The 15,990-nt window shown below is 34.9% G+C and carries 9 protein-coding genes; 6 read left to right on the top strand and 3 right to left on the bottom strand.

The genetic code is table 11. From position 1 onward, the window contains the following. Window positions 1-109: 109 nt before the first annotated feature. From secA to QWY92_RS13625, 4 genes are all read left to right on the top strand, one after another. The gene (gene secA / locus QWY92_RS13640) at window positions 110-3,463 is read left to right on the top strand and encodes a preprotein translocase subunit SecA (RefSeq protein ID WP_290272188.1); all 3,354 of its coding nucleotides are present in this window, start codon (window positions 110-112) and stop codon (window positions 3,461-3,463) included. A 131-nt stretch (window positions 3,464-3,594) separates the two neighbouring features. Further along, window positions 3,595-4,209: a toxin-antitoxin system YwqK family antitoxin gene (locus QWY92_RS13635; RefSeq protein WP_290272186.1), complete on the top strand. Its 615-nt coding sequence runs from the start codon at window positions 3,595-3,597 to the stop codon at window positions 4,207-4,209. A gap of 169 nt (window positions 4,210-4,378) precedes the next feature. Further along, window positions 4,379-5,581, top strand: a complete 1,203-nt coding sequence (sbcD, locus tag QWY92_RS13630; protein ID WP_290272185.1) for an exonuclease subunit SbcD — start codon at window positions 4,379-4,381, stop codon at window positions 5,579-5,581. 12 nt (window positions 5,582-5,593) lie between these two features. After that, entirely contained in the window at window positions 5,594-9,247 is a 3,654-nt protein-coding gene (locus QWY92_RS13625) for an SbcC/MukB-like Walker B domain-containing protein (RefSeq protein ID WP_290272182.1), read from the top strand. A 21-nt stretch (window positions 9,248-9,268) separates the two neighbouring features. Here the strand turns inward: QWY92_RS13625 and QWY92_RS13620 are convergent, their stop codons facing one another. Further along, window positions 9,269-9,955 carry a peptidoglycan DD-metalloendopeptidase family protein gene (locus QWY92_RS13620; protein ID WP_290272180.1) on the bottom strand — a complete coding sequence of 229 codons (687 nt, stop codon included), beginning with the start codon at window positions 9,953-9,955 and terminating at the stop codon, window positions 9,269-9,271. A gap of 27 nt (window positions 9,956-9,982) precedes the next feature. Continuing rightward, window positions 9,983-11,287 (bottom strand): 30S ribosomal protein S12 methylthiotransferase RimO, encoded by a 1,305-nt coding sequence (rimO, locus tag QWY92_RS13615; protein ID WP_290272179.1) that lies wholly within the window; start codon window positions 11,285-11,287, stop codon window positions 9,983-9,985. 130 nt (window positions 11,288-11,417) lie between these two features. On the opposite strand from rimO, the gene QWY92_RS13610 reads away from it, so the two are divergent. Both QWY92_RS13610 and QWY92_RS13605 read left to right on the top strand, forming a co-directional pair. After that, complete coding sequence (locus tag QWY92_RS13610; protein ID WP_290274096.1) at window positions 11,418-12,494, top strand: serine hydrolase domain-containing protein; 1,077 nt, start codon at window positions 11,418-11,420, stop codon at window positions 12,492-12,494. A 238-nt stretch (window positions 12,495-12,732) separates the two neighbouring features. Continuing rightward, window positions 12,733-14,919, top strand: coding sequence for a T9SS type B sorting domain-containing protein (locus tag QWY92_RS13605; RefSeq protein WP_290272177.1), 2,187 nt, complete (start codon window positions 12,733-12,735; stop codon window positions 14,917-14,919). A 3-nt stretch (window positions 14,920-14,922) separates the two neighbouring features. Here QWY92_RS13605 and ftsY read toward each other — a convergent pair whose 3' ends face one another. Then, window positions 14,923-15,897, bottom strand: coding sequence for a signal recognition particle-docking protein FtsY (ftsY, locus tag QWY92_RS13600; RefSeq protein ID WP_290272175.1), 975 nt, complete (start codon window positions 15,895-15,897; stop codon window positions 14,923-14,925). Window positions 15,898-15,990 lie beyond the last annotated feature (93 nt).

The raw sequence follows: 15,990 nt of genomic DNA, 5'->3' as shown, positions 1-15,990 counted from the left end.
TTTATATACGTTATAAAACGCCCGTAACAGGGCTAACATGGAGACTTTAATTTAATTGAAAAAACCCCTAGGATTGTCCTAGAAAACAAATTTATATAAAATTATAAACATGACATTTTTAGATTCTATTCTAAAGGTATTTGTTGGCGATAAATCGAAACAAGATGTTAAAGCCATTACCCCTTTAGTAAAACAAATTACAACATACGAAGCGGCTTTAGAAGCTTTATCTCACGATGAATTAAGAGCAAAAACAGCCGAATTTAAAGCTAAAATTGCTGATGCTACCAAAGCTACAACGGCACAAATGGCAACTCTTGCTACTGAAGCTGAAAACACTGAAGATATTGACCGTCGCGAAGATATTTACCTAGAAATAGATAAACTAAAAGACGATGCTTATAAAATTACCGAAGATGTTTTAAATACGATTTTACCTGAAGCTTTTGCTGTGGTAAAAGAAACTGCAAAACGTTTTACAAAAAACACACAAATTACGGTTACAGCTAGTGAGTTTGACCGTTCTATTTCGGCAGATAAAGCGTATGTCACTTTAGAAGGTGATAATGCTACTTGGGCCAACTCTTGGGATGCCGCTGGAAAAGCCATTACTTGGGATATGGTACATTACGATGTACAGCTTATTGGTGGTATTGCTATGCACCAAGGTAAAATTGCAGAAATGCATACGGGTGAAGGTAAAACACTTGTGGCTACCTTACCGGTTTACTTAAATGCTTTAGCCGGAAAAGGTGTGCATTTAGTAACAGTGAACGACTACTTAGCAAAACGTGATAGTGCTTGGATGGCACCAATTTTTGAGTTCCACGGTTTAAGTGTAGCTTGTATTGATTACCACCAACCTAACTCGGCAGCCCGTAAAGCGGCTTATAATGCCGATATTACTTACGGTACAAATAACGAATTTGGTTTCGATTATTTACGTGATAACATGGCACACTCGCCAGACGATTTAGTACAACGCCCACACCACTACGCTATTGTGGATGAGGTGGATTCGGTTTTAATCGATGATGCACGTACGCCATTAATTATTTCTGGACCAATACCTCAAGGTGAACTTCATGAATTTACAGAACTAAAGCCAAAGGTTGACGATATTGTATCGGTACAACGTAAATATTTAACGGGTGTTTTAGCCGAAGCCAAAAAACTTATTGCGGCCGGCGAAACTAAAGAAGGTGGTTTAAAATTATTACGTGTATATCGTGGTATCCCGAAAAACAAAGCCCTTATTAAATTTTTAAGTGAGGACGGTGTTAAACAATTATTGCAAAAAACCGAAAACTATTACATGCAAGACAACAACCGCGAGATGCCTAAGTGCGACGCGGAATTGTACTATGTAATTGAAGAAAAAAATAATCAGGTTGAATTAACTGATAAAGGTGTGGAATACATTTCTGGAAAGGATAATCCTGATTTTTTCATCTTACCAGAAATTGGACTTGAGGTTGCCAAAATTGAAAACCAAAATCTTTCTAAGGAAGAAGAAGCAAATCAAAAAGAAGAATTATTTAAAGATTTCGGTGTAAAATCGGAACGTATTCATACTTTAAATCAGCTTTTAAAAGCTTATGCTTTATTTGAAAAAGACACCCAATATGTGGTGATGGATAATAAAGTAATGATTGTAGACGAGCAAACAGGTCGTATTATGGATGGCCGTCGTTACTCTGATGGTTTACACCAAGCGATTGAAGCGAAAGAAAACGTAAAAATTGAAGATGCTACCCAAACCTTTGCAACGGTAACGCTTCAAAATTACTTTAGAATGTACCGCAAATTAAGTGGTATGACGGGTACTGCGGTTACCGAAGCTGGAGAATTCTGGGAGATTTATAAATTAGATGTTATTGAAATCCCAACCAACCGCCCTATTGCGCGTGATGATAAGGAGGACTTAGTTTATAAGACCAAACGTGAAAAATACAATGCCGTTATCGATGATGTTACCAAACTATCAGAAGCTGGACGCCCCGTTTTAATTGGTACAACATCGGTTGAAATTAGTGAATTGCTTGGTAAAATGTTAAGCATTCGTAAAATTCCGCATAATGTATTAAATGCAAAGCAACATAAAAAAGAAGCCGATATTGTAGACCAAGCTGGTAAGCCAGGTCAGGTTACTATTGCCACCAACATGGCAGGTCGTGGTACGGATATTAAATTATCAGAAGCAGTTAAAGCCGCTGGTGGTTTAGCTATTATTGGTACAGAACGTCACGATTCGCGTCGTGTAGACAGACAGTTACGTGGTCGTGCTGGTCGTCAAGGAGATCCAGGAAGCTCACAGTTTTATGTGTCTTTAGAAGATAACTTGATGCGATTATTTGGTAGCGAGCGTATTGCTAAAATGATGGATAAAATGGGATTAGAAGAAGGCGAAGTAATTCAGCATTCTATGATTTCTAAGTCTATTGAACGTGCACAGAAAAAAGTAGAAGAAAACCAATTTGGAGTACGTAAACGTTTATTAGAATATGATGATGTAATGAACGCCCAACGTGAGGTAGTTTACAAACGTCGTCACCATGCTTTATTTGGCGAAAGATTACGTGTGGATTTAGCTAATATGATTTTCGATACATCGGAAGGTATTTCTGAAACCAACAAAGCAGCCAACGATTATAAGAATTTCGAGTTCGAATTAATTCGTTACTTCTCAATGGGGTCTCCGGTTACGGAAAATGACTTCGGGAAATTAGCTGTACAAGATATCACCTCTCAAATTTATAAAGGTGCTTTTGAAAACTACAAAGGAAAAATGGCTCGTAATGCCGAAACTGCTTTCCCTGTAATTAAAAATGTTTACGAAACACAAGGCGATAAATTCAAACGTATTGTAGTGCCTTTTACCGATGGTGTTAAAAGTTTAAATGTGGTTACCGATCTTGAAAAAGCTTACGAATCGCAAGGAAAACAATTAATTACCGATTTTGAAAAGAACATTACTTTAGCCATTATTGATGATGCTTGGAAAACGCATTTACGTAAAATGGACGAGTTGAAACAATCGGTACAATTAGCGGTACACGAACAAAAAGACCCTTTACTTATTTATAAGTTTGAAGCTTTTGAATTGTTTAAAGCCATGATTGACGAAGTGAATAAAGATGTAATTTCATTCTTATTTAAAGGTGAATTGCCTCAGGAAACACAAAACACCATTCAGGAAGCTCGCGATCGTAAACAGGAAAATCTAAATACTCAAAAAGATGAGATTCCTAATTTAGACGAACGTTCTGCACAAAATAGAGCGGCAGGAACTACACAACAGCAACCGCAGGTTACAGAAACTATAGTGCGCGATCAACCAAAAATTGGTAGAAACGACCGTGTAACTATTAAAAACGTAATGAACGGCGAAAATAAAACCGTAAAATTCAAACAAGCAGAACCTCTATTAGCCAAAGGCGAATGGGTTATTGTTGAAGATTAAAACATCTAATAGTACTTAATAAAATCAACTCTCAACAGTTTTCTGTTGAGAGTTTTTTTTAGCGCTCTCATTAAAACTTGATTCCCAAACTATTTTCAACTAATTTCGTTAGCTATAAACGCTCCCCTAAAATGAAACAAGTAATAACCATCCTACTCCTTGTCCTCTTAAACATATCCTGTTTTAGTCAAAAAGGAAAACAAACAGATCGAGATTTGGTGTTTATGGATGCCTGTTCGGGAAACCGTATAAATCCGGAATTTAAAATTAAAACCTATTCCGAAACCTATCAAATGATTACCGCTTATATTAATCGTGGCGACTTAATAGCACGTTACACGGTTCTTCTAGATCCCATAAACGACACGATTAACATACCTAAAATACTATTCGCTTATAAAAGCCAAACCGACGATTCTAATTGGAACACCATGAACTGCGACCAAATTTGTAATGGCACAGAAACAGAATTTCATCCTAACGGAAATAAAAGTACAGAAGGTGTTTTTGTTAACGGAAAACCTCTAGAAATTAAAACCTTTCGAGAAAACGGATCAATGATTTCTCATGCTTTCTATAATACTATGTCTATCGATTTTAGTCGTATAAATTACTACTCAGATGAAGATGAACTCATAAAATATCAAACCTATGAAAATAACGAAATGGAAACCATTATAAAAGTATTTGACAAAAATGGGACCCTAATAAATACTTCAGTAGAGAAGAAAAACCCAGAAAAATAAGAACTTCCTAAATTACACTGCTTTTCTTATAAGGCTTTTTTGTTTCAGAAAACCATCCTCACAAAACTTGAATTTTCATAAATTTTCACCTAAATTCGTTTAACAACGGATACAGAAAATTAAAAGCGGAATTCCTTCCTTTTAATATTCAGAACCAAGGTAAAACAACATGAGAATCTTACACACCGCCGACTGGCATTTAGGACACAGACTACACGAACAATCGCAAGTCGAGGAACAAACCCTATTTTTAAGTTGGATGGAAAATTACATCAACTCACAACACATTGATGTTCTTCTAATCTCTGGCGACGTGTTTGATACCGGTTCGCCATCGAACCAAAGTCTAGAAATGTATTACAGTTTTTTGGTGAAATTACAAGCCACCACCTGTAAATCGATTATTATTACAGGCGGCAACCACGATTCTCCAGGTACATTAAATGCCCCTAAACATATACTAAACGCTCTATCTATAAAAGTGGTTGGTAAAGCCACCGAAAACATCGCTGACGAAGTTTTTGAGGTTGATATCGATGGCGAAAAAGTCATCATTGGTGCTGTGCCTTATTTACGTGATGGCGATATCAGGCGCGCCGTTGCAGGAGAATCTTTTGAAGAACTCACCGACAAATATAAAACCGCATTAATTAACCATTACCAAGCCGTTGCCGAACAATGTAAACTGATAAACACCACCCAAGCCCCAGTAATAGCCATGGGCCATTTATTTGCAACTGGTGGCTCTATTTCCGATAGTGAACAAAATATTTATGTAGGTACTTTGGGACATATTGGTGCTGAAGATTTTCCAACCTATTTCGACTATATCGCATTAGGGCATTTACACCGTCCGCAAATTATTGGTAAAAACCCAAAAGTAAGATATTCAGGATCGCCACATATATTGAGTTTTAGCGAAGTGGGTTACAATAAAGAAGTTGTTGTTCTAACTCTAGAAGACAATAAAATTAGCCATATTCAAGCCGATACCATCCCCGATTTTAGGGCATTTTACAAACTCACCGGCAGCATTAACGAATGTATTAATCAATTTCCAGACATCCTTTCAAATACTTACGGATTAACACCTTGGGTTGAAATTGTTTTAAACGAAAAGAGCTCCGTAAACACAGACCAGTTAAAAGTTGCTGCTGAAAAATACAGCTTTGAAATTTTAAAAACCACATTAAAAAACCAACAGAAACATCGAGGTATCCAGGAAATATCAAAAAACACCAAATCAATAAAAGAACTTCTACCAACGGACGTATTTAAACTAAAATGCGAAGAAATGGATATCGATTTAAAAGAAAAACCTCAAGTTTGGGATGCCTTTAATGAAATTTTACAATCCGTTAAAAACCAATAACAGCCGCTAGAAATGAAAATTTTAAAAGTAGAATTACAAAATATAAATTCTTTAAAATCGGACAGCGACATTGTTATTGATTTTGAAAGCGCCAAGTTCAAAGATGTTGGCTTATTCGCGATTACGGGATCTACAGGCGCAGGAAAAACCACCGTTTTAGATGCCATAACCATTGCCCTATACCATAGCGTGCCGCGTTTTAACGGAACAAAAGGCACATTAATTGACGTGGTGAGCCATGGGGCAAACGATGCCTTTAGTAGGGTTACTTTCGAGAATGATGACATTATTTACGAAGCTTCTTGGACTATTAGAATTGCTGATAAATCTGGAAAAAAATATAAAAACCCAAAAGAAGAAGTTGCTTTAAAAAACTTAACAAACGAGATTATTCTAGCTTCTCAAAAACGAAGTTTAATTACTGAAGTGGTCCGAGTAACGCAATTAGATTACAATCAATTTTTAAGGTCTGTGATGCTAGCACAGGGCGAATTCGCTTCCTTTTTAACAGCTAAAGGCCCTGAAAAAGGAAAGCTTTTAGAACAAATTACCGGTGAAGAAATTTATAAAAAAATTGGTCAAGGTATTCTAGATCGAAAATCTTTTGAAGATAATAAGTTAAAGGATATTCAATCTAAAATTAATTCTGAAGATATTTTAACCGAAGAAGCCAAAATTGAATTAACCGAAAACAATAAAAATTTAGATGCCGACATCATCAAAGTAACTGCTGAAATAAAAACCATTCAAACCATGGTGGATTGGTATTTGAAATTTCAAAAAATATTGGATGAGGAGGAGAAACTAGAACATGAATCTAAAGCTATATCGTTATTAATTGAAAAACACAAAGCCGAATTAATCCTTTTAGATTTAAATGAAAAAGCCACTCCTTTTAAAGATCTTCTCAAAGACATAAAAAGAAACGAAGAGGAATTTGTTGAAAAATCGAAACAGTTAACACTATTAGAAACTGAACTTACTGCTCTAAAACCAGAGATTGAAAAATTACAATTACAAACTCAAAAGGAAAATGATGCTTTGCAAAAGGCAGATGACGATTTTACAGCCTGGTTACCAAAACTTGACCTAGTTACAAACTTAGACAGCAAACTAAAAAATGAAGCTGAAAGTAAACAAAAACAGGAATTAGAACGAAATGCATTAAGCAAACAAATTGATGTTCTAAAAACAGAACAAACCAATTTGATTAAAGCATTAAACGAAACTAATGCCAAAATTAAGACTAATGAAATCTTTGTTTCGGAAAATAAATTTTTAAAAGAAGTTGATGTAGAAATCTCTAATTGGGCCAGTGAAATAGCAGCTTTAAAAGCTAAAAAGGAAACACTAAAAGAAGCTCATGATTTTGTTATTCTGAAAAAAGATGAGGTAGAAAGAACAAAAACACGTCTTGTTGAAGGAAATAAAGTCCTTACTGAAAAAAGTACCGAACTTGCCGAAACAGAGAAAAAGCTTGCTACGATTACTCAACAATTATCAAAAAATAATCTGACCGATTTATTAGCACAAAAAACAAAATTATCGGCTACAGAAGCCAATTGGAAACAGTTTAAATCTCTTTCAGAACACATTCTGAAAATTGAAAAAGAAAATGCCGAATTACTAGAAAAACATAAAACCTTAACCACTTCAATAGAAACAAATAAGAAAGCAATTGAAACCGCTAAACAACAAATTGCAGTTCAAGAAAAATCAGTTGCTGATGCGGAAAAAATATTAAGTTTAGAAAAAAGCATTTCGAAATACGAAGCAGACAGGCAAAATTTAACTCCCGGAACACCTTGTGGTTTATGTGGTTCTGAAACACATCCGTTTACTGAACATTTGGTTTCTGTTGGCATTTCAAAATCTGAATTAGAACTGAAACAACGTAAAGATAAACTTCAGGCTTTGGTTATGTCTAAAAATGAATTAGACAAAAAAGAAGCCGTATTACAAACTGAAATAAAAGCTTTAACTCTACGAAATAGCACTATTAGTGAGGAATTAAAAACCATAAAACATTCGACAACGGAGTTAAACATAGATTGTGCATTAAGTGATACCGACAAAATTGAGATTGAAATAAAAAATGTAACAGAACGCATTACGAGTTTAGACGAAAAGCTAAAACTAGCACAGCAATTACAAGAGGATAAAAACAAATTAGACGCCATTTTTAAAACACAAAATGAATTGGTAAACGTCATCAAAACAAAAATTGCTACGCTACTCGAAAAAAACAAAAACACAACTATAGAAATTGAAGAAAAACAAAAACTGACACTAAAATTAAATAGCCTTTGTAATGCACTAGAAACCGAGCTAAAAACTAAACTTTCAAAATTCAACTATACATTACCTTCCTCTGAAAATAGTGACGCCTTTATTGCTAAGCTTAAAACATCAATTGATCATTTTAATAAAACTCAGCAAAATCTAGAAGCTTTAAAAGCCAGTGTTTCCATAACTAATACGAAATTAGACAATCTCAAAGATCAACTTAAAACCCACCTTAAAACAGCAGATAATCACAGTACATCCATTACTGCGAGTAATACAACAATAGAACAACTAAAAACAAAACGTATTGCTATTTTACCCCTAAATATCTCTGTAGAAAACAAACGCAATAGTATGCAATCTGCAAGAACAGCTTTGGCTAAAACAGCAGAATTAAGCAAACAAAACTTACAAAAACATTTAGATTCAAAAAATCAAAAAGAAGCTTTAAAAATTGAGTGTAATAAAGAACAAGCACTTTTAAAAGAAAAACGAAACGTATTAGAAAACACATTCAACACCCAATTAAAAAACAGTAGTTTCGAATTAAAAGAGTCTGTAGAAAAGGCTCTCTTACCAGATGAAGACCTTGAAAAATATAAGCAAAATAAAAAACAGATAGAAAATAGCAAACTCCGCTTAAGTACCTTACAGGAAGCCAACTTAAAAGCTAAAGAAACATTAAATAGCTCGAAAAACTTTGAAACAACGCTTGAAGAAAGTAACAAAGCTTTGGAAGTTGCACAAGGAAAATTAGAAACACATCATACCGAAAAAGGTAAAATAGCCGAGGCTTTCAGAAAAGATCAAGAAATTAAAAACCGAAACCAAGAAATCTACAAAAAAATTGAATCGCAAGCTGAAATTTGTGGTGTTTGGAAAGAGTTATTTAAAATTATAGGAGGTTCAAAAGATGCTTTTAATGTTTACGTACAACGTTTAACGCTGAAACATTTACTAGAATATGCCAATGTCCATTTACATCATTTAAACAAGCGTTATTCATTAAAAATGGAAGATGAATACAAACCTAAAGAAGAACTTAATTTCAATTTAATAGATCATTATCAAACCGATCAGGCGCGATTAGTTGATACATCCAGTGGTGGCGAAAAATTCATTATCAGTTTGGCCTTGGCTTTAGGTCTATCAAATTTAGCGAGTAAAAACGTGAAAATTGATTCCTTATTTATAGATGAAGGCTTCGGAACTTTAGATAATAACACCCTAGAAACAGTAATTTCAACTTTAGAAACCTTACAATCGCAAGGTAAAATGATTGGCATTATCTCGCATGTAGAAAACTTAAAGGAACGTATTCCGACGCAAATTCAAATCACCAAAAAAAATAATGGGGTTAGTACGGTAAATATTGTTTAAAACAAGATGGATTAAAAAACTCTATTTTAAAGAAAGTTTTAGCAACACTTCTGGATCCGGACAATTGTTTTTGTAAAACTCTAAATTAGCTTTGCTACAAACTCCTGGATAATCACCGTTAAAATCTTGAATATCTTTTATAATTTGAAAGTGTAAATGTGGCGGATAATCGCCATTTACCGAAGCATCGCCTAATTCGGCTATTTTATCAGCTTGCTTGAAACGCTGTCCAACTTCAAGATTATTGAGGGAAGCCAAGCTTAAATGACCATAAAGCGTGTAGAAATCAATACCTGAAATATGATGTTTTAAAATAATAGTTGGTCCATAATCGCCAAAATTCTCATTATTATTAAAGCTATGCACTACGGAATCGAACGGTGAAAAAATAGGCGTTCCTGCGGGACACCACAAATCAACGCCTAAATGAATATTACGTTCTTCTTCAGCTTGACTGTTAAAATGTGTACTACGTTTGTAAATATTCCGAATCTCTAAATAGCCACCATAAGCCACTTCGGCATGCTGTTTATTGATATGGTTATCCACAAACCCACCTAGTTTTGAAGATGAAGAGACATCAACCGTATTCAAAAAATCGTTTGTTTCTGATAAATCTATCGGAATATATTTAGACTTCGGAATACCAGAGTCCAAAACCGATACTCCATCAGGATGCAAACCGCTTAGAAATTTTGAAAAATCCATAGTCTCCATAATTTCAATATTTAGAAACTAAATAACCACTTCTGCATATAAATCAAAATCTTCTGCTTCCGTTACTTTTACAGTTGCAAATTCACCTGTTTTTAAATAACATTTAGAGGCATCGATTAATACTTCATTATCTACATCTGGAGAATCAAATTCAGTACGACCAACAAAATAATTACCTTCCTTACGATCGATAACCACTTTAAACTCCTCACCTATTTTTTGTTGATTCAATTCCCAAGAAATTTGAGATTGAATTTCCATAATTTGGTTTGCTCTATCAACCTTAACTTCTTCTGGCACATCGTCCTCTAAAGTGTAAGCATGTGTATTTTCTTCATGAGAATACGTAAAACAACCTAAACGCTCAAAACGCATATCACTAACCCATTGTTTTAATTCTTGGAAATTCTCTTCTGTTTCACCAGGATATCCAACAATTAGCGTTGTTCTAATTGTCATTTCTGGCACAGCTTCTCTAAACTGACCAATTAACTTTGTTGTTTTGGCTTTATTCGTACCACGACGCATGCTTTTTAAAACAGAATCTGAAATATGTTGCAACGGAATATCTAAGTAATTACAAACCTTAGGCTCGCGTTTCATAACATCAAGCACATCTAGCGGGAAACCTGTTGGAAATGCATAATGTAAACGAATCCACTCGATACCTTCCACTTTTACTAAAGCTTCTAAAAGCTCTGCTAAGTTTCGTTTTTTATAAATATCAAGTCCGTAATACGTTAAATCTTGAGCAATTAAAATCAATTCTTTAACACCTTTAGCTGCAAGTTTTTCCGATTCGGTAACCAAATCTTCAATAGGTGTACTTTTATGTTTTCCGCGCATTAAAGGAATAGCACAAAAAGAACATGGTCTATCACAACCTTCAGCAATTTTTAAATAAGCGTAGTTTTTAGGCGTTGTTGTTAAACGTTCACCAATTAATTCGTGTCGATAATCGGCACCCAAAGCTTTTAGCAATCCTGGCAATTCAGTAGTTCCAAAATACTCATCCACATTAGGTATTTCCTTCACTAAATCTGGCTTATAACGTTCACTTAAACATCCGGTAACAAAGACTTTATCTACTTCACCATCATTTTTCTTCTGTACGTATTCAAGAATAGTATTTACACTTTCTTCCTTGGCATTATTGATAAAACCACAAGTGTTTATCACTACAATATTGCCTTCTTCTTCATGTACAACATCTTTTCCGCTGGCTTTAAGTTGCCCCATAAGCACCTCACTATCGTAAACATTTTTACTACAGCCTAGTGTTACTACGTTGATTTTGTTCTTTTTAAGTGTCTTTGTTCTCATACTAAAATTTAAGTGTGCAAAGATACGCAAAGCGGATTGATTTATGATGAAGGTTTGAAGAATAACATCTTTAGTCACTAATATTAAACCAATAGCCCGTTTTACAGTCTAAATTATTAAATTTACTATGATGAAGTATTTCCGCCATATCAATCTAGTTTTCTTAGTCTTAATCTTAAGTTGTTCTTCTGAAAACAATCCAATTTCAGAAGAAACCCCTACTGTTGACCCCATATATTTTCCTCCTTTAAGTTCTGATGTTTGGGAAACAAAATCCATAAGCGATTTAAACTGGAACGCTAATGAATTACAACCGCTACTCGATTACTTAGAAGAAAAAAATAGTAAAAGCTTTATCATTTTACATGATGGCAAACTTGTTGTTGAACATTACATGAACGACCATAGCAGCACAAAATCTTGGTATTGGGCAAGTGCAGGAAAAACGTTAACCACAGCAACCGTTGGAATAGCACAAGACCAAGGCTTTTTAAATATAAACACGAAGGTATCCGACTATTTAGGAATTGGTTGGACGAGTTTGACTTTAGAAAAAGAGAATCTTATTTCCACTAAAAACTTATTATCCATGAGTTCTGGTTTGGACGATAGTTTAGGAGACGATGTAACTCCAGAAAACCTACAATATATAGCCGATGCAAACTCGCGTTGGGCCTACCACAATGTATATGTAAAAACACAAGATGTAGTCGCCGCAGCAACCGGCCAAAATTGGGACACTTATTTCAGTGAAAACCTTAAGGATAAAATAGGTATGAGTGGTCAATGGATTTCTCTCAACAATTTAAGTGTTTATTGGAGCAACACACGAAGTATGGCGCGCTTTGGACTTTTAATGTATGCCAACGGAACATGGGATGAAACACAAATTATATCTGAACCTTTTTTAAATGAAGCGACTAATACCTCGCAAAACATTAATGAGGCTTACGGCTATTTATGGTGGCTTAACGGAAAATCGAGCTACCATTTACCGCAAAGTCAATTAGAGTTTAATGGAACACTAATTCCGAATGCCCCTGATGATATGTATGCCGCTTTAGGCAAAAACGATCAGAAAATTTATATTGTACCAAGTAAAAAACTAGTAATTATAAGAATGGGTAACGCTGCCGATAGCGAAAATTTCGCCTTATCTAGTTTTGATAACGAGTTATGGGCTAAAATCAATGCTTTAATTGAGTAAGCTTTACCTATCTTCTTCATATTAAAAACAAATCCTGTCATTTATCTAAACAGCCTGATTAATACAATTGACAAATACTTACCAGCAACATCAATGAGCCTCTATTGAAACTTTAAACGCAAGTTTTTCTTCTAAATCACATCTAAACGTTATTACTAAATCAACGTATTCAAAAGCAAAGTATTAGTAAGTTTATCACTAACACTTACTGCTGAGAAACGCGTTTAAAAGAAAGACTTTGCAAAAGAAACATTTACTCTCTCTACTTACAATATTCTGTATTTACATCCAATCTCACGCGCAATTATGTGAAGGTAGCTTAGGTGACCCTATTGTAGAAATCGACTTCGGATCGGGCTCAAATAGAGGAAGTGCATTAGGTTCGGCCATTACAGCATTTACTTATAGAGCTGGTGGTGAGCTAGACGAAGGTGAATACACCATAGTAAACTCTTCAAGTGGCTTAAAAGGGAATGCGTGGCACGTCACCAACGACCACACTGGTAATTCAAACGGTTATATGATGGTAATTAATAGCGCCGTAATAGCTAGTGAAGGTGTGTTTTATACTAAAACAATTTCAGGGCTTTGTCCGAATACTACTTATGAATTTTCTGCATGGGTAATAAACTTACTAAACCCCAACGCAGGACTTACCGATCAATATAGTCCGAATGTAACCTTTAGAATTAGTGATACTTCTGGTACCGTTTTAGGGTCTTATAGTACAGAGAACATCAACCAATCATCATCACCAACATGGTTACAATATGGTTTCTTTTTTACATCTGGAGCAGACGCGGAAGTTGTAATTAGTATTTTAAATTCTGCGCCTAGCGCGCATCCGGGTAACGATATTGCTTTAGATGACATTAGTTTTAGACCTTGTGGCCCAACTATAATCAATTCTATTGACAACGGCGCTGCAACAGCGTTATCTATTTGTCAAAACGAAAATGTAAACTATACTTTTCAAGCTGATGTTTCATCCGGATATACCGACCCACAATATCAATGGCAGTTTTCTAATGATACTGGTAATACCTGGACGGATATTATTGGGGAGACCACCCCGAACTATCTATTTTCTAATACGGCTACCTCTGGAACATTTCTATATAGATTAACTGTTGCCAACGGCAATAACATAAATTCTGCTTTTTGTAGAATTGCTTCAGGTAATTTTGAAGTAGAAATTATTGAAACTCCAGAAGCCTTAACCGGTGAGGCCAAACAGCTATTTTGCACTACACAAAACCCAACCATAGCGAGTATTGAAGTGAGCGCAACTCCCATTTGGTATGATGCCGAAACTGGTGGAAATATTTTACTAGATGAAACAAGTTTAACCGATGGGGCTACTTATTACGCCGCAAAAGAAACTCTTTATGGATGTGAAAGTGAAGATAGATTTGCTGTTTTGGTAAACATAGTATCGCCCACACTCGCCATAAATAACATCTCATTTGTGGTCTGTGATAATTTAAATGATGATGAAGAAGTTATTAATTTAACCTTTTATAAATCTGAAATTACGAGCTGTAATGATTGTGATATTAATTACTTCACTTCTCTATCTGGAGCAGAGAATTATTATGAAGACGAACATATTACAGAACCGACTAATTATAATTGGACTATAGATAATCCTATCATTTACGCTCGAATTGATTCTGCCGATCATTGTTATCAAATAGCAGAAATAGCTATTTCGCTACAAGCTACACGAATAATTAATATCCCCGAATTTATAAGTATTTGCGAAGGTGATCATGAAATAATTGTAGATGCTGGACATGGTTTTGATAGTTACCTATGGTCTACCGGAGAAACAACACAAACCATAAGTATTCTAACTTCAAATATTGGCAGTTACTCCATAACAGTAACTAAAGATTATGCCACCTACACCTGCTCTACAACTAAAGATTTCGAAGTCGTACTATCTAACAAAGCCATTATTCAAAACATTGAAATTGAAGATTGGACCGACACTAACAATTCAATAACTGTTAATTTATCCAACTTAAGTCTTGGAGATTATGAGCTCTCTTTAGATGACACCAACTACCAAGATGATAATGTATTTACAAAATTACCAATAGGGGAATACACTATTTATGTAAGAGACAAAAATGGTTGTGGTACTATTACAGAAAATGTTTACATATTAAACGCTCGAAAATATTTTACGCCAAATGGAGATGGATTTCATGACACATGGTCTATTAAGTATTCCGAAACGGAAGAGACTTTAGACATCAAAATATATGATAGATATGGAAAACTACTTAAAACCTTAGATAAAAACATATCATGGGATGGCAATTATAACGGAAGAAACATGCCTACTTCAGATTATTGGTTTGTAGTAACACGTGCCAATGGAAAGAAGTACACCGGACACTTTACACTAAAAAGATAATTTCTATTTAAAAAACGAATCGACAAATTCAAATTTATTAAACACTTGTAAGTCTTCAATACCTTCACCAACACCAATATATTTTACAGGAATTTTAAATTGATCGGAAATACCAATAACAACACCACCTTTTGCTGTTCCATCAAGTTTGGTAACTGCTAACGATGTAACCTCTGTTGCCGCAGTAAACTGCTTAGCTTGCTCGAAAGCATTTTGCCCTGTAGAGCCATCTAAAACCAAAAGAACATCGTGAGGCGCATCTGCAACCACTTTTTGCATAACACGTTTCACCTTGGTAAGCTCGTTCATTAAGTTTACTTTATTATGCAAACGTCCAGCAGTATCAATAATAATAACATCGGCATCTTGATTTACACCCGATTTTAAAGCATCGAACGCTACTGAAGCGGGATCACTTCCCATATCCTGGCGTACCATTGGCACATCTACACGATCAGCCCAAACTTGAAGCTGATCTATAGCTGCCGCACGAAACGTATCTGCAGCTCCTAAAACGACTTTTAAACCTTGCTTTTTAAATTGATAAGCTAACTTACCAATAGTTGTAGTTTTACCCACACCATTTACACCAACTACCATTAACACATAAGGTGTTTTGGTTCCATTGGCTTGTTTTGGTAAGCTTGGAATAGTGTACTCAGTTTCTTCACCAGAATTTGTTTCGCTTAATAAAGCAGCTATTTCCTCGCGAAGTATTTTATTAAGTTCATCGGTACCTAAATATTTATCTTTAGCCACGCGTTCCTCAATACGCTCTATTACTTTAAGTGTGGTATTAACACCAACATCCGAAGATACAAGAATCTCCTCCAAATTATCTAAAACCTCAGCATCCACCTTAGACTTTCCGGCTACGGCTTTACTTAGTTTTCCAAAAAAACTAGATTTAGTTTTTTCTAATCCTTTATCAAGGGTTTCCTTTTTATCTGACGAAAATATTTTTTTAAAAAAGCTCATTTTCTTGCTGGTTGTTAGTTATAGAGTGGTTATGCTCTTTTTATTTTTACTTTAGTATAGATCTGTTTTATAAATTTAGACTACATTATTATT

Source organism: Algibacter miyuki (assembly GCF_030409805.1).
Classification (GTDB): domain Bacteria; phylum Bacteroidota; class Bacteroidia; order Flavobacteriales; family Flavobacteriaceae; genus Algibacter; species Algibacter miyuki.
The sequence above is the reverse complement of the archived record's forward strand: the minus strand, read 5'-3'. Positions and strand labels throughout refer to the sequence as shown.

Excerpts from the sequence above, each read along its gene's own strand:
- QWY92_RS13625 (WP_290272182.1), top strand. The coding sequence starts at position 5,594 with ATGAAAATTTTAAAAGTAGAATTACAAAATATAAATTCTTTAAAATCG.
- rimO (WP_290272179.1), bottom strand. The coding sequence starts at position 11,287 with ATGAGAACAAAGACACTTAAAAAGAACAAAATCAACGTAGTAACACTA.
- QWY92_RS13620 (WP_290272180.1), bottom strand. The coding sequence starts at position 9,955 with ATGGATTTTTCAAAATTTCTAAGCGGTTTGCATCCTGATGGAGTATCG.
- QWY92_RS13635 (WP_290272186.1), top strand. The coding sequence starts at position 3,595 with ATGAAACAAGTAATAACCATCCTACTCCTTGTCCTCTTAAACATATCC.
- QWY92_RS13610 (WP_290274096.1), top strand. The coding sequence starts at position 11,418 with ATGAAGTATTTCCGCCATATCAATCTAGTTTTCTTAGTCTTAATCTTA.
- ftsY (WP_290272175.1), bottom strand. The coding sequence starts at position 15,897 with ATGAGCTTTTTTAAAAAAATATTTTCGTCAGATAAAAAGGAAACCCTT.
- secA (WP_290272188.1), top strand. The coding sequence starts at position 110 with ATGACATTTTTAGATTCTATTCTAAAGGTATTTGTTGGCGATAAATCG.
- sbcD (WP_290272185.1), top strand. The coding sequence starts at position 4,379 with ATGAGAATCTTACACACCGCCGACTGGCATTTAGGACACAGACTACAC.